Here is a 24,803-nt window from a genome sequence, read left to right on the forward strand (position 1 = left end):
GAGAAGGGATATGGAGAAGGAAAAGAGAATACAGTTATCAGATCACTTCACATACAGGCGGCTGCTGCGTTTTGTAATATCGCCGATATTGATGATGATTTGTACCTCGTTATATAGCATCGTAGACGGTTTTTTCGTCTCGAATTTCGTAGGAAAAACGCCCTTTGCGGCGGTAAACTTAATCATGCCCATTGCCATGGGCGTAGCGGCCATCGGCTTTATGATAGGCACAGGCGGAAGCGCCATCGTGTCCAAGACCTTAGGGGAAGGGAAGCCGGACAAAGCAAATGAATACTTTTCCCTGTTGATTTATACGGCTATCGCGATTTCTGTAACGCTGTCGGTTCTGGGATTCCTTTTTATCAGGCCGATTTCTGTTCTGCTGGGTGCCAGCGGGGAATTGCTGGAAAACTGCGTCGTCTATGGGCGGATTCTCTTCGTCTCTATGCCGGCATTTATTTTGATGAACATTTTTCAAAACTTCTTCATCGCTGCAGAGAAGCCCTCTCTGAGTTTGAAGGTATCGCTGCTGGCTGGCCTGACCAACATCGTCTTGGACTTTGTGTTCATCGTCGTTCTGAAATGGGGCATTGCAGGTGCGGCGTGGGCGACGGCGGCGGGAGAGTTTCTCGGCGGCATTCTGCCTATGATCTATTTTGCCAGGAAGAACGACAGCCTCCTGAAGCTGACGAAGACGTCATATAACGGCAGAATTTTGCTGAAGGCCTTTACCAATGGCTCATCGGAGATGGTGACCAACCTTTCCCAGTCCGTGGTTGGCGTTCTTTACAATTTCCAGTTGATGAGGCTGGCAGGAGAGAACGGCGTTGCAGCATATGGCATTATCATGTACGTGAACTTCATCTTCATGGCGATCTTTTTCGGCTATTCCATCGGCACCGGCCCCATCGTCGCCTATCAGTACGGTGCAGGAAACCACGAGGAGCTGAGGAATGTCTTCAAGAAGAGCATCCGCCTGGTGGTCGCCACCGGGGTCACGCTGATGGTGCTGGCCGAGGTACTCAATGTTCCGCTGATCAAAGTCTTTGCCAGCTACGATCAGGAGATGTTCGACATGACCAGCCATGGCTTCCGAATTTATGCCATCGCATTTTTGGTCATCGGTATCAACGTATGGGGATCGGCTTTCTTTACGGCGCTGAACAACGGCGTGGTGTCCGCCGCTATTTCCTTCCTGCGCACCTTGATATTCCAGGTATCAGCGATTTTGCTCCTGCCGCAGATCTTAGGCATCGACGGGGTCTGGTCTGCAGTCGTAGTGGCGGAAGTGCTGGCGCTACTGGTGACGGTCATGTTCCTGGTCAAGAACAAAGAGAAATACCACTATCATTGAGTAAAGTAAAAAGAGGATGTCGACCGACATCCTCTTTTGATAGTCATTTATTTTTCTTTTCCTGCAGCTTCTCGCAGACGTTTCTTTGTTTCACATTCGATCGGCGTGAAAGTACCGTCCTCATTCGGTGTAAATACGAAGTGTTCTTTGAGAAAAATGATGTCGTCTCGATAGACGGAGTCCAATTCGGCCAGAACTGCAGCGCGAGCTGCCACCTCTGCGCCAGCTTCTTCTGCCAGCTTTTCCAAGGCATTTAGAGATTCTCCGGTGGCGATGACGTCGTCGATGATGGCCACACGCTTGCCTTTGATCTTTTCTACATCACAGCCGTCCAGATATAGGGTTTGTTTTTTCTGGGTGGTGATAGAATAGACGTTTGCCTCTAAGACGTTCTGCATATAAGGCTTATTGTTCTTGCGGGCAACGACAAATTCTTTGCCCAGGAGGCGGCTGATCTCATAAGTGAGAATGATGCCCTTGGCCTCTGCCGTCAGTAAAATGTCGACTTCTGGTAACTTTTCTGCCAATTTTGGCGCTACAGCTTGTACTAGTTCTGTGTCTGAGACGATACAGAAACTGGCTAAGGCCATATCGTCTTTGATTTTTACAAAAGGCAGCTGCCTCTTTACTCCGCAAATTTCAAAATCAAAATGTGGGGGATGATATCGCATGATGAATCCTTTCTAACGTGCATGAATTTGTTTCGCCATTATTCTACCATATTTTCATCTTTTCGGCAATGGGTCATCGAGTTCTTTCATGACGGTACAACGCATGGTGATATAACAGGCCAAACCGCCTACCAGATTGGAAATCGGTTCCGCTAAGAATACGCCGTTGACGCCCAAACCAGCCACATGGGGCAGCAAAAAGGTCAAGGGCGCTACGATAATGGCCTTTCTCAATATAGAGAAGAACACCGCATAACCTGCCCGATTCAGCGATTTGAAAGTGGCCTGCCCCGCAAACTGAAAAGCCATCATGACGAAACCGAAGAAGTAGATGTGCATCGACGGAACTGCCGCATTTACCAAGTCGGATTCTTGTGTAAAGATTTGGATAAAAAATTGTGGGAAGAAAAAAAGCAGTCCCCAGACGGCCAACGTGTAGAGAAAACCGCACTGTGTCATGAACCTGATCGCTTCTTTGACTTTGGCATATTTCTTTGCGCCATAGTTGTAGCTGATCACGGGTGTGGCACCGTCAGAGAGGGCCCCTACTGGAGTCTGTGCAATTTGCCGGATGGAGTTGATGACCGTCATGACACCGATATAGATATCACCGCCGAAGGTCTGCAGCATGGCGTTTGCGGCGACTTGAACCAGGCTGTCGGTGAAGGACATCATAAAACTGGCAGTGCCCAAAAAGGAGATTTTCCTGATACAAGGAAAATCTGGCCGGAAACCTTTGAAGTTCAGTTTTAACGCTGCTCGTCTGGTCAAAAATAGCAGTACCCAGGCGGCAGAGAGAAACTGGGAGATGACAGTAGCGATGGCGGCGCCTTTGACGCCTAGGTGCAGTGCAAAGATGAAAATCGGGTCGAGCACAATATTGCTGACTGCGCCCAGAAGCACGGTCAGCATGCCAGTTCTGACAAAACCCTGACTGTTGATATAGGGATTGAGCCCCAGTGAAGTCATGACGAAGACGGTTCCCAGCAGATAGATGATGATATAGCCGGCCGCATAGGGATATGTTTCATCGCTGGCTCCAAAGAGATAGAGCAATGGCTTGTGAAAGGAGATGCCGAAAATGGTCAGCAGGATTCCTGCAGACAGCAGCATGAAGTAAGCATTGGCCATGATTTTTTTCGCTTCCTCATCGTCCTTTCGTCCCATGGCAATGCTGCAAAGAGGCGCACCCCCGATGCCAAAGAGATTGGAAAAGGCCGCCACCATGGTGATGATGGGAAAACAAAGACCCAGGCCTGCCAGGGCGATTGTGCCTTCTCCGGGAATTCTACCGATGTAAATGCGGTCGATGATGTTATATAAAAGATTCAAAATCTGCGCTACAAGCATCGGCGATGCAGCTGCGATGATATTATGACGGACCTGGCCGCCAGAAAAGTCTATCTGCTTTGATTTCAATATCTTTCCACTCCTTTCCTTCTTTATTAAGTATACCACTTCTCCTATTGAAATACAAAAGCCGTTGTCAATGAAGCGATGCAGTGTTAAGATTGATATAACATATTTGAAAAGAGGGTTTACCTATGAAAAATGAAGTGAAAATTGGATTTGTCGGATTTGGCAATATGGCCCGTGCCATGGCCAAGGGTCTGCTGAAGATGGACGTCTGTCAGGGTAATCAGATCTTTGCTTGTGCAGGGCATTATGATCAACTGCAGAAAAATGCAGAACTGCTCGGTGTACAGGCGGTCCGCACAGCGGCAGAAGTAGTAGAAAAGTCGGATTACGTCATTTTGGCTGTGAAGCCCAATATGATAGAACCAGTCGTCGAACCGATTGTAGATCTGCTGCATAAAAAAGTAGTGATTTCAGTGGCGGCAGGCTTTGATTTTGAGCGCTATGAGAAGATTCTCAAGACGGGGACGCATCATATCAGCACGGTTCCTAATACGCCGATTTCCGTGGGCGAAGGAATCATGGTGTGTGAGGACAGGCACTCACTCAGCCCGATGGAATTGGAAGATTTTGTGCGCATTTTCAGCAATGTCGCTTTGGTGGAAATGGTGAAACCGGAACAGCTGTCTATTGCTGGCACCTTGAGCGGTTGTTCACCGGCCTTTACTGCCATGTATTTGGAAGCTCTGGCGGATGCAGGTGTCAAACATGGATTGACCAGAGACGCCGCTTACCGCATGGCTGCCAAAATGATCTGTGGAACAGGAAAGCTGTATCTGGAAAACGAAAACCATCCGGGCGTTATGAAAGATGCGGTCTGCTCGCCAGGCGGTACGACAATCAGAGGCGTGGCATCGCTGGAAAAAGACGGATTCAGAGGTGCTGTCATCGGTGCCATCGATGCCATTGAAGGCTGACCGGCTGATAGATGAAGCGTTGATGATAGACATACGCAAATTTACCATTTAAGTCAGGACCAATCATTATCGCCACGGTGATTTTGTGCTTTTTGGGGGATTTTGATGCGCCGTGCACAAATGATACCTGAACAAAGAGCAGGCTGGTGGGAAAAACGCACTACCAGTTTAACAAATTCACATGTAATGCGGGCAAAATGGGCTTCTGGTTATTTTTGAGGCCATTTGAGGGGGATTTAGAAGACGGAAATCCTTGAAAAAATAACTAAAAGTAAACGGTTCTGCTCTGAAAATCCATTATTGGGATAATTTGCAAGGGTGGTTTTGTGCAGGATAACGAAAAGAAGTTCAAAAAGTACAAAACTATCGTGCGGGATGTTCTGAAGACTTCTAATATTGACAAGAAGCACAAAAAAAGATAGTATGAAATTGGCAGAGATAAAAACACATCCCGGTAGGTAGTCCGGGAGCAGCCCTTGGATTTCATTCAAAGACTGTCAGTAACCTTCCTTCCAGGTCGTCCATTCTCATTCATGCCATTTAGGGAGGAATTATTATGGACGTTGTAACACTACGGTTGTACGTATTCTTTGAGGATCCTTTTTGGGTTGGAGTCGTCGAAAGGGTAGAAGGCGGGAAATTGTCTGTCTCTAAAGTTACCTTTGGCCCCGAACCTAAATCATACGAGGTTTATGATTATTTCAGAAGAAATTACGATCAATTGAAGTTCAGTCCAGCTGTGGAAACTGACGTGAAAGAGAAGCGGGTGAACCCAAAGCGAATGCAGAGGGAAGTGCACAAAGCCGTTACGACAAACGGCATCGGCACAAAATCACAGCAAGTTTTGAAGCTGCAGCAGGAACAGATGAAAACCGAACGAAAGGCTGCCAGCCGTGAGCAGAAAAAACTCTCGAAGGAGCGGCGGTTTGAGTTGGCACAGCAAAAGAAAAAAGAGAAGCACAGGGGCAGATGATGCCCCTGTCTCCATTTGCGAAGAGGAGGCATCATATGGGAGAGTTATCAAAACTTCCAAATATCGGGAAAGTAGTAGAGGAGCAATTGAATCAAGTTGGAATTACAACCGTAGATCAGCTGATAGATCTGGGCAGCAAAGAAGCCTGGCTGCGCATTAAAGCCATTGACAAGTCCGCCTGCATCAATCGCTTACAGGGAATTGAGGGGGCCATACAGGGTGTGAAGAAAAAAGATCTGCCGGAAGATGTAAAAAAGGATTTGAGTGAATTTTACCAAACCCATAAATAAATGGAAAATGGAATAAAACGTTAGTTTGCACTAACTCCTGCCGGGGTAATATATAGATAATGTAATTCAAAAGAAGGGCAGGTAGTGGAAAATGAGAAAAGAGATGAATGAAAAATCCTGGGACCGTTTTGCCAAAATTTATGATGGCTTTATGGCAAAAGATACGCTGGCCTATGAGCAGATGTATGATTTGATCCGCCAAAGGGTAAAAGGAAAGACTGTGTTGGAACTGGCCACAGGAACAGGGCTGATAGCTGGGAACATCGTGAAAAATGCAGCCCATATAGAAGCAACTGACTTTTCGGCTGAGATGATAGAAAAAGCGAAGAAGAACTATAACTCCAGAAAGCTTCACTTTTCTGTACAGGACGCGAAAGCTCTGCCTTACGCTGACCAGTCCTTTGATGTGGTCATCATTGCCAATGCCCTCCACATCATGGGGGAGCCGGAGATGGCGTTAGCTGAAATTAAAAGGGTTTTAAAGGATGATGGTGTTTTCATTGCGCCTAATTTTACCGATGCGGAAAGCAGTTTTAAAACTCGCTGCAGGCTTAGAATGATGGGTGTGGCAGGTTTTAAACTGGTCAGCAGGTGGTCAGGCGAAGAATATATTGGTTTTTTGAGGAAAAAAGGCTGGATCATTGAATTGGCCAAGACATTAAATGCCGCTTTTCCCTTAACATATGTAGAGTGTAAAAAGGAAATCAGTTCTTAAGCAGGTGTTTTGATTGCAAAAGCGCAGCGATGTAGGCTGCCAGTAAAGTGTGACACATAGTTAACTGTGCCACACTTTTTTTGTAGGAAATATCGCTCAGAGGACATATCTCCATCTGTTTTATCCTTCGCACCCCCTTGCCGGACGGGTCTCTGCGGTCCGCGAAAATTCGTCAATAAAAATGTTGACATACATACTAGCAGTATGTATAATAAACATACCGACGGTATGTATAAGGTCTGTCCATCAATTTGTTTCAAAAATTAGGATTAGACCATAAAGGAGGGTGTAACGTGGCGAGGAACAAATATCCAGAAGAGACGAGGAATTTGATTATCGAAACTGCCGGCCGCTTGTTTCTTGAAAAGGGGTATGAACGTACGTCGATTCAAGATATTATCAATCATCTGGGCGGCCTGAGCAAAGGGGCAATCTATCATCACTTCAAATCAAAAGAAGAAATCATGATGGCAGTGGGGGATACTTTTTATGCAGATTCAGAAAAAAGAATGAAGTCTGTTTGTCAGCGGCAAGATTTAAACGGTAAGGAAAAGATTCAAGAGGTTTTCAGAGTTTCTTTGGACACACCGGCACAGGCAGAGATGGCGACTATAGCGCCAGATATGTTGAAGAATCCACAGCTTCTCGTCATGTTTCTGAGAGATTCTGTGCAGCAGGAGGCGCCTGATCTGCTGACGCCGATTATTGAAGAAGGAATTCGGGATGGTTCTATCAAAACGGACTATCCAAGGGAGTTAGCCGAAGTGCTGATGCTGATAGGAAATCTTTGGATTAATCCGATGATTTATCCCTGCAGCACGGAAGAAGTCGTCAAAAAGGTTCAATTTTTTAAATATCTTACTGATAAACTGGGGCTGGAAGTCATCACAGACGAAGTGATTGATAAAATTAAAAATTTCTCTGAAGTTTTTCATGAGAATAAAGAGAAGAAATGAAAAATCTGCCTTGTGCAACAGGGCAGACTCATTTTTAACTAAATACATACCGACGGTCGGTATTATACAACGTGAAAGGAATATCATAATGAAACAGAATAAATTTTCAAAGGATTTTATCTTAGTGGTCATAGGGCAGATTATCTCGCTGTTCGGCAACGCCGTCATGCGTTTTGCCCTGCCCATACACTTGCTCAACGAAACAGGTTCGGCAGCTTTGCTGGGACTGGTTTCTGGCTGCGCCTTTATCCCTTTGGCCATCATGTCGCCCATTGGCGGATTGATTGCAGATCGAGTCAATAAGAGGAATATTATGGTCTGCCTGGATTTCTTTACTGCTTTTTTAGTAACACTGTTTGTGTTGCTGTATGGCGAAATCGGTATTGTGACGATCATTCTGGTCATGCTGTTCTTACTTTACGGTATTTCGGGGGCGTATCAGCCGTCTGTCCAGTCCAGCATTCCGCTGTTGGTGCCAGAGGAAAAAGTGATGTCCGCCAATGCTGCAATCAATATGGTATCCTCGCTGTCAGGGCTCTTAGGCCCGGCCCTCGGCGGTATGGCATATGCCGCTTGGGGAATCATGCCCGTACTGTATGTGTGCATCGGATGTTTTGCTTTTTCAGCCGTGATGGAGATCTTCATCAAAATGCCTTTTGAGAAGCGAGAAAGAAAAGCCTCGCTGTTTCACGAAGTGCGAGTCGATTTGATGGAGAGCATACACTATATCGGCAAAGAACGATCAGAAATCGGAAAACTGACCATATGCTGTGCTTTCATCAATATCAGCCTGTCTGCCTTGATGATTATCGGCCTTCCCGTTGTCGTCATGCAGGTGCTTGACTTTCCCTCAGAACAAGATGCTTCTCGAATGTACGGCTTTATGCAGGCAATTTTAGCAGTTGGCGGTTTAGCTGGCGGACTTTGTGCCGGAATTATGGGCAGCAAAATGAATATCACCGGCTTTTGGAAACTGCTTCTTGCCGCAGGGCTGCTGCTGATTCCAATCGGTATCGTCCTCATGGTGGACTGCAGTGCGTATATGGCGTACACCGTTATGGCTGCGAGCGGCTTGATTATCATGGCATGTGCTACCATCTTCACCATACAGACAATGTCCTACGTACAGATTGCCACGCCGCCGCAGCTGATTGGAAAAGTCATCGCATGGATTATCGCCATCTCTACCTGTGCACAACCTATCGGTCAGGTTCTATATGGATTTACCTTCGAGAAGCTGGTGGGGCACCTCTGGATTATATTCTTTGCTGCAACAGCAGTGACGGCAATCATTGCCTTTTTCGGCAGAAAAGTCTGCGCGCAGTTAAAATAGACGAAAACCCATAAAAATAAAGAGGTCTGGCGAATTGTCAGACCTCTTTTCCATCTCTATCATACCACATTTTTGCAAAAAAATCAATTCTTGTAATAGGTTCTGAGAAGGTGTAAAATTTGTCTCTACATGGGAGGAATGGAGATGGAAGAACTGTATGCAATTATCAGCGAGCTTACAAAAAAGTATACTGGAGGTGACAGCACGTCGGTACCTTATGAGGTTGCAGAACAGCTGGCAGAAGCAGTCTGCTACTGTATCGACGAGATTTGGGATCATCATGGCGGTCTAGTTCCAGGCAATCAAGAAGTACGCGGGGTCTATGAGGCAGGCCGCCAGAAAGTTCTGCATAAGGTAGTAGAAGGGCAGCAGCTTTACAGCGAGATCATGAAAGACTTTGACGCTTACGGAAATAGGACCTTGCGAGAGACTATAACTGATGGAATGCCAAAATTTTTCCTTTATTACGATGCAGATTATAACCCGCAGGATCACCTATTGACTCTGGACTATCCAATATTGCAGCCTTTGGAGGAACTGCGGGGAATTGACCGCATTTTGGCTTATCTGACATGTATTGATTTAGAGCAGCGCTTTATGAAGTCATTTCCGCGCCAATACGTCTTAAATGTAGTGAGAAATTATCATCAAAGCTATCCGGTTTTAATCGTCAACCTGCCGGCAATTCTATTGCGAAACCTTTTGGCTCATTTACTGCTCCGCCATCCCCTCTGGAAGATGGAACTCACGTCCGATGATTATGAAAATTTGGCGGAATTGATTCAGCGGCAGGGCAGGGACAACTTGGAATTGACCCTGTATTACCACTTGCAGACCCTGACAGATCCGTCAAAGCAGTTATTTCAGTATTTGAAAAGTGCGCTGCCGGATATAGCGGCAGAGTTTACAAATGGTGCACAGCACACTTGTCTGGAAAGGATGGTATGAATGGGCAGTATTTTTAGTCTTATGCAGAGAGAGCAGAGGCAGCAGGAAGTGCTGAAGGTAATGGAATGCAATCAAGTATCAAAGCGCTACGGTCTGGTTTTGACGGAGGAAGCGGCAAAACAGCTGATGGAGTGCCGGGAAACTTCCCTGCGTGACAGCGGGAGAGTTGAATTTGCAGAGGGTATCTTATCAGCAGTAATCTACGCCTTTTGTGATTCCCCTTACATGAATCAGGAGGAGTATGCGGATAATCTGGCGCAGCTGCAGGAAATTTTCTATCAATACAAAAACGAGTCGTTGGATTTGCTGACCGATGAAGAATTGCTGGGATTTATGCGCAGGCACTTTGACGAAACCTGCTTTGGAGACATGGCGTATCTCAGCGGCACCTGTCTCGAACGCTTCGCCAGGGCTATCCGTCAAGGTTACAAAACCCGCAGTGCAAAGGAAGAACGGGACGAGTACCTGCTGCGCAATGCAGACAGCGAGTATTGCGACTTGAATGAAGAGGGCGGATGGAATGTGGAACTGTTTTGGCAGGCGCTAGAGAACGAATTTTAGACGCTTCTTCATGCCGTCCTGTCCGATGACCGTGTTTGGAAAGACCGTCTGCACGTCACTTTCGTATTCGAAGGGATCGGTGATGGAAGGGCTGAAGTGAGTCAGCCACAGTTCTTCAGCTGCGGCCTGTTTTGCCAGGAGGGCCGCCTCAGAGAAAATCATGTGGGTTCGCTCCTTTGCCTTTTCCAATTTCTCATCTTCCCCGTACATCCCCTCGAGAATCAGGACGTCGGCGTTTCTGCCATATTCTGCTATGGCGGGAACCGGTCTGGTATCGGTGGCATAGGCCACTTTCAAACTCCTCCGGGGAGGCCCGAGAACCATCTCTGGCGTGAACTGGCATCCGGCATTTTGGACAGTCTCCCCTTTTTGCAGGTGGGACCATAGATTGACAGGAATACCCAGGGCTTGGGCTTTTTCTCGGAGAAATTCACCCGCTCTTTGCACCTCTATGGTGTAACCCTGACAGGGGATTCTGTGCTTTAGCGGAAAACTTTCAATTTTCATGAGACCTAGGGAAATTGGCGCATCGCTGCCATCTATCTCTTCCACGTAAACTTCGAAGGGCAGCTCTGGTGCGATAACCAAAAGGCCGGATAAAATCTGGCAGAGACCTTTAGGACCTGCAATGGTGACCGGTTCTGTACGATCGGAATTGCCCATAGAAAGAAGCAGCCCGGCAATGCCGCTGATATGGTCTGCGTGAAAGTGGGTGATACAGATCAAGTCGATGGCCTTGAAGCTGCAGCCAGCTTTCCGCAGCGCAATCTGCGTACCTTCTCCACAGTCGATGAGCAGAGCGTGTCCTTGGCATTTGACGTAAAGTGATGTTAAAAAGCGCTGGGGAAGCGGCAGCATCCCGCCAGTCCCAGCAAGGCATAAGTCTAGCATAGTAGTGACCTCCGAAAGGGATAATTATCTTTAATTTTACCATATTTGGTGACATTATGCTGGAAGAAATATATAATCAAAGAAGCAAATTATATAGGAGGGTTTTATGGAAAGGAAACGAGTTTTAATCTACGGGGATTCTAATACACACGGCTATCGTGTCAGCGATGGGCTTAGGTTCTCGCAAACAGAACGTTGGACGGGAATTTGTCAGCAGATTGTCAGCGAGGAAATAGAAATTTTGGAAGAAGGGCTGAATGGCAGAACTACGTGCGTTGATGAAGCCGGTATGGAATTCAGAAACGGCCTGCAGTACATACAGCCATGCATCCGCACCCATCTGCCCTTGGACATGATCTGCGTCATGCTGGGCAGCAACGATTTGAAAAGCGTCTTTCAGTTAACGCCGGAGGAAATCGCTTCTCAAGCTGCAAAGGTATTAGCCAAAGCAAGGGAAGTGGCTCGAAGCAAGTATCCGGACAGCCTCTGCGAATACCTTCTGATTTCGCCTATAGAGGTGGGGCGTGAGTTGATAACCGGTCCCTTTGGCTGGGAGTTTGAGGGAGAGCTGACCATCGCAAAATCAAAACGCTTCGCGGCCTGCTTTGCAGAGGCAGCCAGAAACCACGACTTTCTATTTTTTGATGCGGCAAAATACGCGGCAGCAGGAAAAATCGATGGTCTGCACTTGGACGCAGAAAATCACAGAAGGCTGGGGGAGGCCATGGGACGATGGCTCCTGGCGCATTATGCCTAGGAAACGATGCCTGCAGCAGCTACCGTTAAATACGAGGCAGCATCTCCAATTCCTCCAGATAGATGCAGTGGGGAAAGCTTTTGTCTTCCATTCTGACCAATTCCTTGCATCTGTTGAGATTTATCCAGATGACGTCTTCGACTTCTGATTCCTGCAGGTTCAGGTGAGCAGGATCTACATCCCGCCAGAGGCAATAGATGTTGCTGATTTGGTTATCGATAAAGAGTTCTCCGTGAAAAACTTTTTGCACTTTGATGATACGCTGACCACAGTAATGGAGATCTTCAGCAGATACGTCGGTTATGCCCAGTTCCTCCTGCAGTTCCCGCAGAGCAGAGGTGAGAAAATCCTGTCCATAAGGAATATGGCCGGCACTGGAGATATCATAGCAGCCTGGATTGGAGTCTTTGATTTTACTGCGCTTTTGTAAAAGCACTTCTAAGCCCGCGCCGGCTTGGCGCAGAATCCAGACGTGCGCAGTTCTGTGGCGAATGCCTCTTTTATGGGCAGTTTGCCGATCGACCGTTTCTCCAGTTGGATTGCCGAATTCGTCGACGATATCAAGTATCTCTGCCATTCTATCCCTCCTTGTTTGATATCAAATAATCTAAAAGCTGGTCAGCTCTGTCAAAGATATCGAAGAGTGTTAAGGCCTCTCCCGCCGTAAAACCTTCTGCAGCGGTATGCTCTAAAAGTTCTATCAATTTATCAAAATATCCGTTTACGTTGAACAGCGCGATGGGTTTACGGTGTCTGTTCAATTGTCTCAATGTGAAAATCTCAAAGAACTCTTCCAGAGTGCCGATTCCGCCGGGAACGACGACAAAGCCGTCAGATAGGTCCTCCATACGCTGTTTTCGTTCCCGCATGGTATCGGTGAAAATCATTTGACTGCAGTTTTGAAAGAGAAGCCCCTCCTGATCGAAAAAACGAGGCGCGATGCCGATGATTTCACCGCCATATTTATGCACGCCCCGGCAGACGGCCCCCATCAACCCGGTGGCACCACCGCCGAAGACCAGACCGATTTGACGTCTTCCCATTTCCTCACCCAGGCAGTTGGCTGCTTCAAAATATACAGGCGCCAGCTGATCACTGCTGGCCCCAAATAGACAAACTTTCATGATGTAAATTCTCCTTCTTTTTTCTGCTGTCTATTTTATCACATAGCTGGCGGTTATTGAACGGTATCTTACAATATTGTAAGGATTCTGTAAGCCATTTCTATGGAATCGAATTTTGTCGTAATATATAATATGTACAAAAGGGAGATACATAAAGGAGATGAAATTAATGGGAAAAAGAGGGAAAATTGCCTGCGGCGCTCTGGCAGTCACTGTCATATGCGGGATATTGGGATTGATCGGTCTGGTTGTCTTTGGGGTAGATACGATAACACAGACAGGGGCGGTCCTGCCAGAGCCAGGGGATTTGATGACGGCCTTTTACGCATTACTGTCAGTGATGTTCGGGTCGATGATCATCATGATTGCCGCACTTGCGAAGAAAAAATAGTATTTGGTTAAAAAGACGAAGTGCTGCCGGGCAGAATTGCCAGGCAGCACTTTTTACATCTCAAGACCTATTTCCGCTTTTCCTCTTCCTGTTTCTCCCGCTCCAAACTGAGCAGCATAGAGGCGCGCTCTAGCAGGCAGCCCTGTGCAAAGGGAGAGAGGCGGAAGAAGGTATCGGTCAGTTCGTTCATCATTTCACCGCCCATGCGCTGCAGGGTCACCTGCTTGATGAACTCCTTCTTATCAGGTTCGAGAAGTACGCTGGTTCTCAGGTGATAGAGTTCTGCCAAAGCCACAAGTATGTTGGCACTGATGACTTCTTGGCCTGTTTCACACCTGGTGTACGACATGCGGGAAACATGAAGATATTTTGCCACCTCCTCTCGTGAATAAGCACAAATCTTCCTTAAATAACCGATGTTTTCTGCGATTCTTTCTTGCATTTTCATATCCATTGACGATTCCTCCTGTCGGTCATGTCTCAAATAATAGCGTTCATATATATAGAGTATTGTACTTCAAAAAGGGTTTCAAATTCTGTCGAATTTTTTCGAAAAAAGTCGGAAAAAATAAGAACTTCCCTTCTAAGTTATAGAAAATTCCCCTGTTAGTTTATTTAAAAGAAAGTTAACTACAAATAAACTAGTAGTTGTGAATAACTCGTCTGAGTAGGGGGAAACCAAGTGAAGTGTGATTACGAATTAAAGCATCTGGACTATATCGAGATGGGGCGAAGAATCAGAAAACAGCGAGAATTTTTGAATTTGACCCGTGAAGAACTGGCTGGCCAGCTTGAAGTATCGAGCAAATTTATTGCAGATATCGAATATGGCGAAAAAGGAGTATCAATCAAAAAATTATACTTGCTGACACAGGTGCTGGACGTATCTGCCGATTATATTCTGGCTGGGGAAGAGAATGTATTGGTAGAAGGCACTGAGAAAAGAAGGATCAAAGAAAACATACTGGAACCGCTGAAACAGTGCAATGTGCAGCAACTGCGATGCTTGGAACAGATTGTCAGATTTTATGTCGAGGCATTAAAAGAAAGATGACCCTTTCTAGCAAAGAGCTGGAAGAACGGAGAGACCTTCTCTGTGACCAGCTTGGCCTCGTCAGAGATGCGTTATCCTTCTTCAGAGTCCCAAAGAAATATGAAGACGATTTAATACAGGAAATTTTTATTGTTGCATACAGAAATATTGACAAAATTAATGACATCAGTAAATTGAACTCCTGGCTATATAAAATATCATACAGAAAAATGTTGTCCTTTATGCACAAACAGAGAATCATAAACGAAAGAGAAATCTTGTATTCGCCAGAAGAATGGGAACGGGAAGAATTTCGAGAGTCCGAAGCAATATTAGTATGGGATATCATAGACGGTTATTTTGACGACAGCGATCTCTCCGAATTAGTAGAAAAGCTGAAATATCCGGCACCGCAGATCATCAAGCTTCGTTTTGTAGACGGATTCATGTTAAAAGAAATTTCACAAATGCTCGGTTTGAAGTATAATACAGTCAAAACCATAGAATATCGGGCATTTAAGCAATTGAAACAAATGATAGAAAATGAAGGAAAAGAAGTAAAAGACGATCATATAGAAGCGTAGAGATAGAAAATATTTGACAATTACGTGGCACATCCTGGTGAATTATGGTAAACTTAAGTTAACTTATCGTTTTACTTAAACTCAGGGATGTGCTTTTTTATGGACAAGATGAATCATTCACCATTAAAACTTTTAAAGGATTTCTGCTATGATTATTTTATCAAAAGAGATTATGAACAGGCAGCAGAATATCTGAGCAGGGATATTCATTGGTTCGGTAGTGGAGAGGACGAGGACGTCTACAACAGGATGGACGCAATTCGGTACATGAAGAATGAAATTTCCACTTTTTCTGAAAGTTACCAATTGGAATACGTGGAGGAATCCGAGCAGCTGCTTGCTGACAACATCGGCACTGCCTATACAAAGGTCAATGTGACAGGCGGAGGCGTGTTTTTGCCTTGCAGAATGTCCGCCGCTACTTGTGCAGAAGAAGACAGGAATGTCATCTGTTCTTTACATATCTCTGTGCCGGAACTGATGCCGCAGAGCGGAGACTATATTCCTTTCTCACAGGCAGAGGGATACGTAAAAGAGAAAGCTTTTGAATTTTTTAACGAAGCGGTTTCAGGCGGCATGATGGGCGGATACATAGAGGATGGCTTTCCATTTTATTTTGTCAACAAAGCGATGTTGGACTATTTGGATTATGAAAACGAAGCAGAATTTGTCGACAGCATCGATGGTCTGATTGAAAATTGTATCCATCCTGATGACAGGGAAAAGGTGAATCGGGCGGTGGAGAGCCAGCTGATGCAGGGGGATGACTATCAAGTCACCTACCGCATGCTGAAGAAGGACGGCAGCTTTATCTGGGTAGATGATAAAGGACGAGCGGCCTTGCTTCCCGACGGAAGAAAGGCTATTTACAGTATTTGCATCGACATCACTCCTCTCATAGAGGCGAATGAGAACTTGGAGCGGCTCAATGCAGAGATAAGGAACTTGATTAATTCCATGCCAGGCGGCGTAGTGACCTTTAAATTCATGGAGGGCTTCGTAGAATGTCTGTACTTTTCTGATGGAGTGGCTGAAATGTGCGGATATACACCGCAGGAATACCGCAAGGAACTGGAGACAAACAGTCTGTCTCGCATTATCAATGAAAATGACATGCAGAGAGTTATGACAGCCATGAAAGAGGCTGTCAATAGCGACGAAAGCATCGATCTCACATATCGCTTAAACCACAAATTGGGCAGCGAGACAGTATGGGTGAATTTCCAAGGCAGAAAGCTGCGGGAAGAGGAGGGCTGCCCGGTCATCCACGGCGTTTGTCATAACCTCTCTCAGGAATCACAGCTTTACGTAAATTTGCTCAACGAGACCAATCGAATTATGTTTGTAGCAGATTATCATACTCACGAGATTCTTTATGCCAATGATACGGCGGCAAAATATAGAGACCACGAAGTGGGAAGTCATATCGGAGAGCGTTGTTATCGTTATATCAGAGGACAAGAAGCACCTTGCAGCTGGTGCGATGTTGACAAATTGAATGACACCTGCCTGTCTGGCCGCATTGAAACTGATTCTGAGAGCGGACGGACTTTCAAGGTGCGTGGAAAACTGATCAATTGGCGCGGCAGAGAGGCTTTTGTCAAATTTGCAGAGGATATTACGGAACTTCTTGCAGCCCGAGAGAGGGCAGAGCGGCAGTCAGAATACCATCGGAACCTATATGATACGCTGCCTTGCGGTATTCTGCAGTTTGACACCCACGATTTGCATACTGTCCGTTGTGTTTACGCCAATCGCATGTGCTATTCGGTATTGGGCATGGAAGATGGCTCTCGCAGCCTGATTGAGACTGACGTGATGGATTTTGTCGTGGGAGAAGACAGAGAAGAACTGGTAAACAGACTGCAGAGAGTTGCCAATTCAGAAGAAAGAGTGTCTTTTGAGCATAGAATCGCAAGGCCTGATGGAAGAGATGCCTGGATCAGCGGAGTTATGACAAAAATCAAAGACATCAACGGCAGAGATCTGATACAGAGCGTATTCTATGATATTACGGAACAGAAAAAGATTGAAAGCGCCCTGAAAGAAAGTGAACTGAGAAATATCATGGCTTTGGATTCTACAGAGCTGGCGATATGGACTTACGATGTGATCAATCAGGTCTTTTGCAATACCAGCAAAGGCGCCCATATTATCGACTATGACGAAAAAATTGAAGGTTCTTACCGCACAGTGATAGGCAATAACCATATTATGGAGGAGAGCCTTGACGACTATCTTGCGCTTCACCAGGCGATCGAAAAGGGAGAACCTTATTCGGAGGCTATTATTCACTTCAACCCACTGAAGTCAAATGTTGAATGGCAGAAGATCAGGTATTCTACGATTTACGATGAAAAAGGAAATCCGATCAGTGCAATCGGCGTGGGCGAAGATATCACACCTTTGGTAGAGGCACAGAGCCGCTTTACCGAAGAACTTCTGTACCGACAGGCATTGAGAGATAAAATTATCGCGTCCTATAAGCTCAACCTGACGCAGAATGTGGTAACTAGCGCTGAGACGGACTTTGTTCATTTTAAAAATATCATGGGAAAATCTGTCGATCAATACTTCGAGATGGTATATGCTGATATTCCGGATCGAGGTGACCGAGAGCGCTTCAAAAAAATGTTCAGCAGAAAAGCGCTGCTGAACAGCTTTGCCAGCGGAACGACGACCTTGAATTTGGAAAATACCAGATATTTTAACAGTGATGAAAACCTGTGGCTTCTGACCACCGCTCATATCATGAAAAAACCAGAGTCCAATGAAATCGTATGTTTTATCTACTGCCAGGATATTACTTATGAGAAGATGCTGAAAAACATCATGGATACCATTATTCAGACGGACTATGATTTTGCTGTAGCAATTGATGGGAGAACAGGCATGTCGACCAGATTCAGTGTCTGTGACGATTTTGAAACGGAGTTTGAAGACTTACAGTCCGATACAGCAAAATATGAAGATATCGTCAGACGCAGGGCGGAGGCTTTGATCGGTGAAAAAGACAGGCAGCAGTTTATAGAGCAGGCCAGTCTGGATGTCATATTAAAAAAACTCGAAGAAGAGGACAGCTATAGCTTCACCTATACCATGCTTACCCAAAGGGGTGAGACACGTTATAAAAGTCTGCACTATTGCTATATTGACAGAGAATACCATACGGTTCTCTGCACGCGCTCAGATGTGACGAAAATACTCGCTGAGCAGGAGAAGAAGAATAACGAACTGAAAGCGGCTCTGCACATGGCGGAGGAAGCAAACAACATCAAATCAGACTTCATGGCTAGGATGAGTCATGAAATTCGCACGCCGCTCAACGCCATTATCGGGTTGGCAGAGATACAAAAACAGAGCGGAAATGATGCTCAGATGTGCAGAGAATACTCTGAAAAGACGTTGTCTTCGGCTGAATATCTGTTATCGCTGATAAACGATATTCTCGATATGTCCAAAATTGAAAGCGGCAAAATCGTATTGGCCAGTGAACCGTTCTGCTGCAGCACGATGATCAATGAAATCAACGCCATGATTGCTCCACAGGCGAGTCGAAAAAATATCAACTATCAGTTGGTCAATCATACAGAGCAGGATTTCGTATTTCGCGGGGATGAAACCAGAATCAAACAGATTCTCTTAAATCTGCTGAACAACGCCATCAAGTTCACTGCCAGCGGCGGAATTGTAGAATTACGGTATGAAATTCTAGAAATAACAGGAAAGAAAGTAAAAGTCAGGTTTTCCGTTTCCGATTCCGGCATCGGTATTTCACGACAGTTTATGGGACAGATTTTTGATCCTTTCACACAGGAACACGATGGAACCATAACCGAATATCAGGGCAGCGGACTGGGTCTGGCTATAGCCAGAAATTTAGCCAGACTGATGGACGGCGATATTACAGTCGAGAGTAAGATCGGACAGGGAACTGAATTCCAGACAACCCTCTGCCTGGACATTGCAGAAGAAGGGACTGGCAGGAAAATGCAGAAAGCCGATCAGATGAGCAGGTCTGATTTTAAAACGAAGGTCTTTCTTCTCTGTGAAGATCATCCGCTGAACACCATGGTAGCGACCAAGCTGTTAGAAGTGAAGGGCGCGAAGATCATTCATGCGAAGGACGGCAAAACGGGCGTACGCCTGTTTGAAGAAAGTGCAGTGGGAACCTTTGATTTGATTCTGATGGATATCAGAATGCCGGTCATGGACGGGTTGACGGCGGCGAAAAAAATCAGAGCGCTGCATCGACCAGACGCGCAAACAGTGCCGATCATCGCCATGACAGCCAACGCGTATGCGGAGGACATAGAAAAATCCAGGGAAGCAGGTATGGATGCTCATTTGGCAAAACCCATTGAAGCCGAGCTCCTGTATTCCACCATAGATCAGTTTTTACGATAGATAGATAAAATTCAAGTGCATATCAGTGACAGTCTTTGGTAAAATAAAAAAAGAATCAATGCTGGTATTGTGGACAAAAGGAGGAAATTATGAGTATTAAAGTTGCAATTAATGGATTTGGAAGGATTGGCAGACTAGCGTTCCGCAAGATTTTTGGCGATCCGGAGTTCGAGGTTGTCGCTATCAACGACCTGACCAAGCCGGAAATGCTGGCTTATCTTCTGAAATACGACAGTGTGCAGGGGGCATATAGAGACCATACTGTAGAACATGACGATTCGTCCATCACGGTAGATGGTAAAGCGATCAAAATCTACGCGGAGCCAGATCCAGCAAAGCTGCCTTGGAAAGCTTTGGATGTGGACGTCGTACTCGAATGCACTGGATTTTTTGCATCAAAGGCGAAATCCCAGGCCCACATCGATGCCGGCGCAAAGAAGGTTTTGATTTCTGCGCCTGCGGGAAGTGATTTGCCGACCATCGTATATGGGGTGAATCACAATACTCTTAAAAAAGATGATTTGATTGTTTCCGGCGCCAGCTGCACGACCAACTGCCTGGCTCCTATGGCAAAAGCGCTCAATAACTATAGAGAACTGAGAACCGGTTTTATGACCACGATTCACGCCTATACCGGTGATCAGATGATTTTGGACGGCCCGCACAAAAAGGGTGATTTCAGGCGTGCCCGCGCAGGGGCGATCAACATCGTACCCAACAGCACCGGTGCAGCGAAGGCCATCGGTCTGGTCATCCCTGAACTTTCTGGCAAGCTGATTGGTTCAGCCCAGAGGGTTCCGGTGCCTTCAGGTTCTATCACCATTCTGGACGCCACTCTGAAGGATGATACGGAGAGCGTCAGCGTAGAAGGTCTCAATGCAGCGATGAAAGCGGCGGCGGACGAATCTTTCGGATATTCTGAGGAGGAGCTGGTGTCCAGTGACATCATCGGCATGTCCTATGGATCTCTCTTCGACGCGACACAGACCCTGGCTCAGAGATGTGGCACCAAAATCTACGAAGTCAGAGTAGTATCCTGGTACGACAATGAGATGAGTTATACCTGCCAGCTGATCAGAACACTTAAGTTTATGGCAAAACTGCAATAAACGCGCGTCCTACGCGATAAAAACCGCCTTCGGGCGGCTTTTTGTTTTTTTGCAGAGGAGCATCTTAAGAATTCTTAAGTAGTCTTTTTCTTTTACATTAGATATAATAAAGTTAGAAGAAAGAGGAGGTGACGAGATGGAAATGAAGGAATTAGAACCGAAGACAGAGCCTGAAAAAATCGCAGAAACGGAGAAGTCATCGACGGAGCCGGATAGAAGCAGTTCTCTCGGCTGGAAGGGTTTGGTCGGCATCCCTATCGCCGCCTATTTAGGATTGTCTTTTGTCATCGGTATATTGTTGGTATTTTTGATGATGGACATGAACGGCGGTCTTTCCCAAGTGATGAATGTTACACTGTGGCTCCTGAACGGCCAGACTGTGATTGTTTTCTTCTTGTGCAGATATTTGATTCGATGCAACCAAGTGATCAAGCTGAAGTGGAGGCCGGCACGGGGGACAGGTGGAAAAACCTTGATTGCGGTTCTTGTTTACAGCTTTGCCATGATTGCTTTTGAATACGGACTGTCTGAATTCGTAAGTGAATTTACGGATGCGGAAGAAGCCAATGAGATGATCAGAGAATACTTTCAATTTGGAAATATCGTCCTTGCCGTTATATTAGTAGTGATCATAACGCCTCTGGCAGAAGAAATGCTCTTTCGCGGAACCCTCTTCGGGGGACTGCGGGAACGATATGGTTTTTGGGTGGCGGCAATTATCAGTTCAGCCGTCTTTGCTGTCATGCACCTGAACCCTTGGTCCATGGTATGTACCTTTATCATCGGTATGTTCTACGCCCTTCTCTTTGAAAAGACGGGAAGCCTGGTCTATTCTATGGTCGGCCACGGCATCAATAATCTGATTGCTGTGATTTCTTTGGCTGTGCCTGAGATACCGTTTCACGCAATCCTGGGGCCGGTCATATCCGCCGCAGCCATGGCACTGATGGTGCTGACATATATCAGGGTATACAAGAGGCAGACTGGAGAGGAACTGGACATTCAGGTGTTCAAGGAAGACCTCTCTTACGTCGATGAAAAGTATCAGCGAGTAGAGCAGGGGGAAGAAAGGGAGCGGAATGGATAGTAATCAATATTGTATTGGTATTTGCGACGATGAGCTAGTGTTTAGAAAGAAAATATTGGACGAAGTGAAACACCTTTGCGCTGAACAGGGCTTTCCTGCGGAGTTTGTGCTGTTTGCGTCCGGCGAAGAAGTCATCTCTTCCGAGAAGAAACTTGACCTTCTTCTGCTGGACGAGGAGATTGCAGATGGCAGACAGAATTTGCTCAATGGAAAGGATGTAAGAAGAATCTTAGAGAACAGGTTTTCCAAGACCTACATCATCTGTGTTACGTCCTATGACAAATACATGCAGGATGCTTTTGGCCAGAATGTGATTGGCTTTGTGAACAAGAGGGAATTAGAGACAAGTAATCGCTTGGAAGATTTAATTGTGAGATGTATTGACCTGCTGCAGGGGGCCAGCAAAATCGCTTATATCGAATCAAAGCACAATGATTTAGAAGTGCATTTTTTTGATGGAAGCGTGAAAACAGTGCGCGGTGCCTTGGAAGCCATTGCAAAAGAGATGCAGCAGTATGAGATTTACGTAAAATGTCATCGATCCTACATCGTGAATTTTAACTATGTAAAAGCTGTAATTGGAACTTTTTCTGATTTTAGATTGCTGGACGACACATTGATTCCGATTTCCAGGGGGTTAAAGACAGAAGTACAGAGAAAATATGACCGGTTTATCGATCAAAGAGTCTCTCTATTACTTGGAGAATAAGCGATGGTATATATATTTAACGAGTTATTAGAAACAATGCAATTTGTCTTTCTGTTTTATGTCCTGTTTAAAGATCAGATTGCATTTCACAGGCAGCGGATATTGGCATTGACCGCCTGCTATGTTTTCGGCGTGATAGTGATGATCCTGCTGCATCAGGAAAAATATTTATTGGAAGCGGGGACCCTCCTTCAGATTGCTGCAGTCTGGCTGTTGTTGACAGAGAATGCAGGGGGAAAGCTGCTGTCTTTTCTGTTGATTTTTTCATTGCCGAGCATGTTTTCTGCTTCGTTTGAAATTATTTTTAGATTTTTTGTTCAAGAGAACGCACTGGATGGTTTCCTTGATGCTGCATATGGACTAGGAGGGAAAACCCTATGCCTGCTGGTCATATTGGGGATGTTTGCTTATAGATGGAGAAACACAGAGCGATTTTATATTTCCAATATGACCAAGTTTCTAATGTCTTTCATCATAGATTTATTTTTGATCGTGCTGGGTTGGATGACAAGAAATCACGGCCATGTGGACAGCGTGACTGCTGTTTTGATGGCGTGTTGCAGTATCGTAATCGCCATGCTCTGTATCTGGCTGATGGTTGTCGATTCCTCCAGAAAAACCAACGGCTACAGGCTGGAAGTGGCGAACCAGAGGTATGTCTATGCTAAGGAGCTTGAGCGAAACCAAAAGGAAATCCGAAAGATCCACCACGACTTGAACAAGCACATCCAGATGATCGGGCTTTATGCGGGGCAAGGCAGAGCGGACAAGATCGAGGAGTATGTGCAGGAGTTTAACGAAGACCTGATCGGTAATTATAGAGACGCAGGGTATACGGAGAATGCTTTGTTCAACGGGATTTTGGCAGATCGGATCACAAAGGCTGCAGCAAAAGATATTACGATAACGCACAAAGGTGATTTGAGGGAAAAGCTAGCCATCAGTGATTATGACTTTAGCCTGATGATCATGAATCTTTTGGACAATGCCATGGAATATGTGGAAAGGAAAAATCTGCACGAGGTCAAGGTGCAGACCTATCAGGATGAACACACTTTGGTGCTGAAGGTCATCAATTCTTTGGACATAGGGGAAGACGTAGACATTTCGAAGAGCAGCAAAGAGAATCAGGTGGTCCACGGATTTGGGCTTGCGATTGTGAGGCGGGCTGCTGAAAGAAACCACGGGAGCCTTGAAATCACTACAGCAGATAACCAGTTTACAGCAAGAGTCATCCTGCATATATAAGTTCGGATTTACAGAGCAAGAGCGTACTTGCTCTGTTTTTTTAGCGAACGGATGCATTTCGTACCATGGGAACGCCGTTGGTACCAGAAGGATTGAAAAAGTGAGAATGTTGTAATATTATGTGGATATGAAAAAGCTCGCTGTATCAACCAGATATGGAGAATGGAAAGAAAGGCGGTGATAGGAATGGGACAGGTAGACCTGTGGGATTGGATTAAGAAGTTGTTTGGGTAAAACAGAGAAAATTTTGTGAATTTCTATTACCTAATGTAATAAAAATTTGCTGAACTGAAAGGAGATAAAAGATGAAAAAAAAGTTATGGGGAGTAATGCTATGCGTTTTTGTATGTATAAGTACCGTTATCCCACAAAGTATATTTGCTGAGACACAGGAAAATGAATTTCCTCAGTTAAATGAAAATGATGTAAAAGAGATTGTTTCTAATGAAAAGGGAAGGGATGATGTTGAAGAAGTATTGCAAGTAAAAGAAATAGATGGGAAAACAATGGGAAAGCTTGACAATATAGGAGATGTTAGTGTCGAGCAAATTGATGAAGATTTTATATGTGTCAATATCGATGTTGATGAACCAACTAAAACAATCATATATGATGATGGTACAGAACTCCAAGAGCGTGAACAATTGAGTTTAATCGTGGAAAATGAATCAGATGTATCAACTGGTAAATGTGTAGCTGAAATGAAAGATGTAATACGACTAGATGCGGAAAAAAAGATTGACAGTAATCAAAACATAATTCAACCAGCTTCTTCAAGTGAACTCATTCATACACAAGATACGGTTGGTCCGGTCTGTAAAGTTAAACTTAGAAAAAGAATTAAGTATAGCCTTGTTCAAACAGGAGATAAATCACCTGGGCTAACTTGGTTTAAATTCAACAGCAGTAGTTCTTGTATAGTTTCAACTACATATAAAATTAAGTCGTTAAAATTAAGCAATCTATGTAGAGGATATGGCTGTGCAGATAGAAATCCAAAGAACATAAGTCTGAAGCCCATAACTTACTCCAATTCAGGTACAGCGGTTCAATCACCTAAGACAGGCACCTACTATAGTTTAAGTACCAATGCCACGGCATGGTTTAACGGATTTTATAACTATTATGCTAAGGCAACAACAGAGATTTCCTATATTAAAGATGGGAAAACAGTTAATACAACTTTCGCCACACACTATCCAGTATAGTCCAGCGGTGTGATGTCAAGAGAAAAATGAAATAAAAATCGTATGGATTTGGTTCATTTATGAAAAAGCGCAAAACACCCACTGAGTTGACGACAGAAAAGTTACTGTGCCTGTTCCCCTC

Annotated in this window: 25 protein-coding genes; 19 read left to right on the forward strand and 6 right to left on the reverse strand. The window is 45.2% G+C overall.

The window, feature by feature from the left end:
* Positions 1 to 10 precede the first annotated feature (10 nt).
* A complete protein-coding gene (locus ACMQ5W_RS01000) occupies positions 11 to 1,354 on the forward strand; it encodes an MATE family efflux transporter (protein WP_419022665.1) in 1,344 nt (447 codons plus the stop codon).
* A 47-nt stretch (positions 1,355 to 1,401) separates the two neighbouring features.
* Here the strand turns inward: ACMQ5W_RS01000 and ACMQ5W_RS01005 are convergent, their stop codons facing one another.
* Together ACMQ5W_RS01005 and ACMQ5W_RS01010 are read right to left on the reverse strand one after the other, a co-directional pair.
* Positions 1,402 to 2,025 (reverse strand): phosphoribosyltransferase family protein, encoded by a 624-nt coding sequence (locus ACMQ5W_RS01005; protein WP_148493408.1) that lies wholly within the window; start codon positions 2,023 to 2,025, stop codon positions 1,402 to 1,404.
* A 54-nt stretch (positions 2,026 to 2,079) separates the two neighbouring features.
* On the reverse strand, positions 2,080 to 3,483 hold the full coding sequence (locus tag ACMQ5W_RS01010) for an MATE family efflux transporter (protein WP_419022667.1): 1,404 nt from the start codon (positions 3,481 to 3,483) through the stop codon (positions 2,080 to 2,082).
* 86 nt (positions 3,484 to 3,569) lie between these two features.
* On the opposite strand from ACMQ5W_RS01010, the gene proC reads away from it, so the two are divergent.
* The 8 genes from proC (at position 3,570) to ACMQ5W_RS01050 (ending at position 10,134) form a co-directional block, all read left to right on the forward strand.
* Positions 3,570 to 4,358 carry a pyrroline-5-carboxylate reductase gene (proC, locus tag ACMQ5W_RS01015; protein WP_419022669.1) on the forward strand — a complete coding sequence of 263 codons (789 nt, stop codon included), beginning with the start codon at positions 3,570 to 3,572 and terminating at the stop codon, positions 4,356 to 4,358.
* Between the two features lie 556 nt (positions 4,359 to 4,914).
* Positions 4,915 to 5,331 (forward strand): YjdF family protein, encoded by a 417-nt coding sequence (locus ACMQ5W_RS01020; RefSeq protein ID WP_419022671.1) that lies wholly within the window; start codon positions 4,915 to 4,917, stop codon positions 5,329 to 5,331.
* 35 nt (positions 5,332 to 5,366) lie between these two features.
* Positions 5,367 to 5,621, forward strand: coding sequence for a TfoX/Sxy family protein (locus ACMQ5W_RS01025; RefSeq protein WP_419022673.1), 255 nt, complete (start codon positions 5,367 to 5,369; stop codon positions 5,619 to 5,621).
* A 91-nt stretch (positions 5,622 to 5,712) separates the two neighbouring features.
* Positions 5,713 to 6,336, forward strand: a complete 624-nt coding sequence (locus tag ACMQ5W_RS01030; protein WP_419022675.1) for a class I SAM-dependent methyltransferase — start codon at positions 5,713 to 5,715, stop codon at positions 6,334 to 6,336.
* 293 nt (positions 6,337 to 6,629) lie between these two features.
* Positions 6,630 to 7,292, forward strand: coding sequence for a TetR/AcrR family transcriptional regulator (locus tag ACMQ5W_RS01035; protein ID WP_419022677.1), 663 nt, complete (start codon positions 6,630 to 6,632; stop codon positions 7,290 to 7,292).
* Between the two features lie 88 nt (positions 7,293 to 7,380).
* Positions 7,381 to 8,625: an MFS transporter gene (locus ACMQ5W_RS01040; protein WP_419022679.1), complete on the forward strand. Its 1,245-nt coding sequence runs from the start codon at positions 7,381 to 7,383 to the stop codon at positions 8,623 to 8,625.
* A 144-nt stretch (positions 8,626 to 8,769) separates the two neighbouring features.
* Positions 8,770 to 9,573 carry a DUF6179 domain-containing protein gene (locus tag ACMQ5W_RS01045; protein ID WP_419022681.1) on the forward strand — a complete coding sequence of 268 codons (804 nt, stop codon included), beginning with the start codon at positions 8,770 to 8,772 and terminating at the stop codon, positions 9,571 to 9,573.
* Positions 9,574 to 10,134: a DUF6323 family protein gene (locus ACMQ5W_RS01050; RefSeq protein ID WP_419022683.1), complete on the forward strand. Its 561-nt coding sequence runs from the start codon at positions 9,574 to 9,576 to the stop codon at positions 10,132 to 10,134. It begins immediately after the preceding gene.
* Here the strand turns inward: ACMQ5W_RS01050 and ACMQ5W_RS01055 are convergent.
* A complete protein-coding gene (locus ACMQ5W_RS01055; RefSeq protein WP_419022685.1) occupies positions 10,117 to 11,025 on the reverse strand; it encodes a ribonuclease Z in 909 nt (302 codons plus the stop codon). The two genes, ACMQ5W_RS01050 and ACMQ5W_RS01055, sit on opposite strands and share 18 nt — an antisense overlap.
* A 106-nt stretch (positions 11,026 to 11,131) precedes the next feature.
* Here ACMQ5W_RS01055 and ACMQ5W_RS01060 point away from each other — a divergent pair, with 106 nt between their 5' ends.
* The gene (locus ACMQ5W_RS01060; RefSeq protein WP_419022687.1) at positions 11,132 to 11,782 is read left to right on the forward strand and encodes a GDSL-type esterase/lipase family protein; all 651 of its coding nucleotides are present in this window, start codon (positions 11,132 to 11,134) and stop codon (positions 11,780 to 11,782) included.
* Positions 11,783 to 11,807: 25 nt separating this feature from the next.
* On the opposite strand, the gene ACMQ5W_RS01065 is transcribed toward ACMQ5W_RS01060, so the two are convergent.
* Positions 11,808 to 12,359, reverse strand: coding sequence for an NUDIX hydrolase (locus ACMQ5W_RS01065; protein WP_419022688.1), 552 nt, complete (start codon positions 12,357 to 12,359; stop codon positions 11,808 to 11,810).
* A gap of 1 nt (position 12,360) precedes the next feature.
* Positions 12,361 to 12,906: a TIGR00730 family Rossman fold protein gene (locus ACMQ5W_RS01070; protein WP_419022690.1), complete on the reverse strand. Its 546-nt coding sequence runs from the start codon at positions 12,904 to 12,906 to the stop codon at positions 12,361 to 12,363.
* Between the two features lie 169 nt (positions 12,907 to 13,075).
* Between ACMQ5W_RS01070 and ACMQ5W_RS01075 the strand changes: the two genes are divergently transcribed.
* The gene (locus tag ACMQ5W_RS01075) at positions 13,076 to 13,297 is read left to right on the forward strand and encodes a hypothetical protein (RefSeq protein ID WP_419022692.1); all 222 of its coding nucleotides are present in this window, start codon (positions 13,076 to 13,078) and stop codon (positions 13,295 to 13,297) included.
* Between the two features lie 67 nt (positions 13,298 to 13,364).
* Here ACMQ5W_RS01075 and ACMQ5W_RS01080 read toward each other — a convergent pair whose 3' ends face one another.
* Positions 13,365 to 13,751 (reverse strand): helix-turn-helix domain-containing protein, encoded by a 387-nt coding sequence (locus tag ACMQ5W_RS01080; protein ID WP_148493394.1) that lies wholly within the window; start codon positions 13,749 to 13,751, stop codon positions 13,365 to 13,367.
* Positions 13,752 to 13,979: 228 nt separating this feature from the next.
* Between ACMQ5W_RS01080 and ACMQ5W_RS01085 the strand changes: the two genes are divergently transcribed.
* The 8 genes from ACMQ5W_RS01085 (at position 13,980) to ACMQ5W_RS01120 (ending at position 24,682) form a co-directional block, all read left to right on the forward strand.
* Positions 13,980 to 14,351, forward strand: a complete 372-nt coding sequence (locus ACMQ5W_RS01085; protein WP_148493393.1) for a helix-turn-helix domain-containing protein — start codon at positions 13,980 to 13,982, stop codon at positions 14,349 to 14,351.
* Positions 14,300 to 14,914 carry a sigma-70 family RNA polymerase sigma factor gene (locus ACMQ5W_RS01090; RefSeq protein WP_148493392.1) on the forward strand — a complete coding sequence of 205 codons (615 nt, stop codon included), beginning with the start codon at positions 14,300 to 14,302 and terminating at the stop codon, positions 14,912 to 14,914. Before ACMQ5W_RS01085 ends, ACMQ5W_RS01090 begins: the two co-directional genes overlap by 52 nt.
* Positions 14,915 to 15,013: 99 nt before the next feature.
* The gene (locus ACMQ5W_RS01095) at positions 15,014 to 19,321 is read left to right on the forward strand and encodes a PAS domain-containing protein (RefSeq protein ID WP_419022694.1); all 4,308 of its coding nucleotides are present in this window, start codon (positions 15,014 to 15,016) and stop codon (positions 19,319 to 19,321) included.
* Between the two features lie 89 nt (positions 19,322 to 19,410).
* Positions 19,411 to 20,430 (forward strand): type I glyceraldehyde-3-phosphate dehydrogenase, encoded by a 1,020-nt coding sequence (gap, locus tag ACMQ5W_RS01100; protein ID WP_148493390.1) that lies wholly within the window; start codon positions 19,411 to 19,413, stop codon positions 20,428 to 20,430.
* 136 nt (positions 20,431 to 20,566) lie between these two features.
* Positions 20,567 to 21,517: a lysostaphin resistance A-like protein gene (locus ACMQ5W_RS01105; RefSeq protein WP_419022695.1), complete on the forward strand. Its 951-nt coding sequence runs from the start codon at positions 20,567 to 20,569 to the stop codon at positions 21,515 to 21,517.
* Positions 21,510 to 22,226, forward strand: a complete 717-nt coding sequence (locus ACMQ5W_RS01110) for a LytR/AlgR family response regulator transcription factor (RefSeq protein WP_419022697.1) — start codon at positions 21,510 to 21,512, stop codon at positions 22,224 to 22,226. The genes ACMQ5W_RS01105 and ACMQ5W_RS01110 overlap by 8 nt, the downstream gene beginning before the upstream one ends.
* Positions 22,227 to 22,229: 3 nt before the next feature.
* Positions 22,230 to 23,474: a sensor histidine kinase gene (locus ACMQ5W_RS01115; protein WP_419022699.1), complete on the forward strand. Its 1,245-nt coding sequence runs from the start codon at positions 22,230 to 22,232 to the stop codon at positions 23,472 to 23,474.
* A 305-nt stretch (positions 23,475 to 23,779) separates the two neighbouring features.
* Positions 23,780 to 24,682, forward strand: coding sequence for a hypothetical protein (locus tag ACMQ5W_RS01120; protein WP_419022701.1), 903 nt, complete (start codon positions 23,780 to 23,782; stop codon positions 24,680 to 24,682).
* Positions 24,683 to 24,803: the final 121 nt, after the last annotated feature.

It is taken from the genome of Emergencia sp., assembly GCF_048465375.1.
Classification (GTDB): Bacteria; Bacillota; Clostridia; order Peptostreptococcales; family Anaerovoracaceae; genus Senimuribacter.

Excerpts from the sequence above, each read along its gene's own strand:
- ACMQ5W_RS01075 (WP_419022692.1), top strand. The coding sequence starts at position 13,076 with ATGGGAAAAAGAGGGAAAATTGCCTGCGGCGCTCTGGCAGTCACTGTC.
- ACMQ5W_RS01120 (WP_419022701.1), top strand. The coding sequence starts at position 23,780 with ATGAAAAAAAAGTTATGGGGAGTAATGCTATGCGTTTTTGTATGTATA.
- ACMQ5W_RS01115 (WP_419022699.1), top strand. The coding sequence starts at position 22,230 with ATGGTATATATATTTAACGAGTTATTAGAAACAATGCAATTTGTCTTT.
- ACMQ5W_RS01060 (WP_419022687.1), top strand. The coding sequence starts at position 11,132 with ATGGAAAGGAAACGAGTTTTAATCTACGGGGATTCTAATACACACGGC.
- ACMQ5W_RS01030 (WP_419022675.1), top strand. The coding sequence starts at position 5,713 with ATGAGAAAAGAGATGAATGAAAAATCCTGGGACCGTTTTGCCAAAATT.
- ACMQ5W_RS01055 (WP_419022685.1), bottom strand. The coding sequence starts at position 11,025 with ATGCTAGACTTATGCCTTGCTGGGACTGGCGGGATGCTGCCGCTTCCC.
- ACMQ5W_RS01095 (WP_419022694.1), top strand. The coding sequence starts at position 15,014 with ATGGACAAGATGAATCATTCACCATTAAAACTTTTAAAGGATTTCTGC.
- ACMQ5W_RS01070 (WP_419022690.1), bottom strand. The coding sequence starts at position 12,906 with ATGAAAGTTTGTCTATTTGGGGCCAGCAGTGATCAGCTGGCGCCTGTA.
- ACMQ5W_RS01080 (WP_148493394.1), bottom strand. The coding sequence starts at position 13,751 with ATGGATATGAAAATGCAAGAAAGAATCGCAGAAAACATCGGTTATTTA.
- ACMQ5W_RS01025 (WP_419022673.1), top strand. The coding sequence starts at position 5,367 with ATGGGAGAGTTATCAAAACTTCCAAATATCGGGAAAGTAGTAGAGGAG.
- ACMQ5W_RS01005 (WP_148493408.1), bottom strand. The coding sequence starts at position 2,025 with ATGCGATATCATCCCCCACATTTTGATTTTGAAATTTGCGGAGTAAAG.
- ACMQ5W_RS01040 (WP_419022679.1), top strand. The coding sequence starts at position 7,381 with ATGAAACAGAATAAATTTTCAAAGGATTTTATCTTAGTGGTCATAGGG.
- ACMQ5W_RS01045 (WP_419022681.1), top strand. The coding sequence starts at position 8,770 with ATGGAAGAACTGTATGCAATTATCAGCGAGCTTACAAAAAAGTATACT.
- ACMQ5W_RS01000 (WP_419022665.1), top strand. The coding sequence starts at position 11 with ATGGAGAAGGAAAAGAGAATACAGTTATCAGATCACTTCACATACAGG.
- ACMQ5W_RS01090 (WP_148493392.1), top strand. The coding sequence starts at position 14,300 with ATGCTTGGAACAGATTGTCAGATTTTATGTCGAGGCATTAAAAGAAAG.
- ACMQ5W_RS01050 (WP_419022683.1), top strand. The coding sequence starts at position 9,574 with ATGGGCAGTATTTTTAGTCTTATGCAGAGAGAGCAGAGGCAGCAGGAA.
- ACMQ5W_RS01105 (WP_419022695.1), top strand. The coding sequence starts at position 20,567 with ATGGAAATGAAGGAATTAGAACCGAAGACAGAGCCTGAAAAAATCGCA.
- gap (WP_148493390.1), top strand. The coding sequence starts at position 19,411 with ATGAGTATTAAAGTTGCAATTAATGGATTTGGAAGGATTGGCAGACTA.
- ACMQ5W_RS01110 (WP_419022697.1), top strand. The coding sequence starts at position 21,510 with ATGGATAGTAATCAATATTGTATTGGTATTTGCGACGATGAGCTAGTG.
- ACMQ5W_RS01020 (WP_419022671.1), top strand. The coding sequence starts at position 4,915 with ATGGACGTTGTAACACTACGGTTGTACGTATTCTTTGAGGATCCTTTT.
- ACMQ5W_RS01065 (WP_419022688.1), bottom strand. The coding sequence starts at position 12,359 with ATGGCAGAGATACTTGATATCGTCGACGAATTCGGCAATCCAACTGGA.
- proC (WP_419022669.1), top strand. The coding sequence starts at position 3,570 with ATGAAAAATGAAGTGAAAATTGGATTTGTCGGATTTGGCAATATGGCC.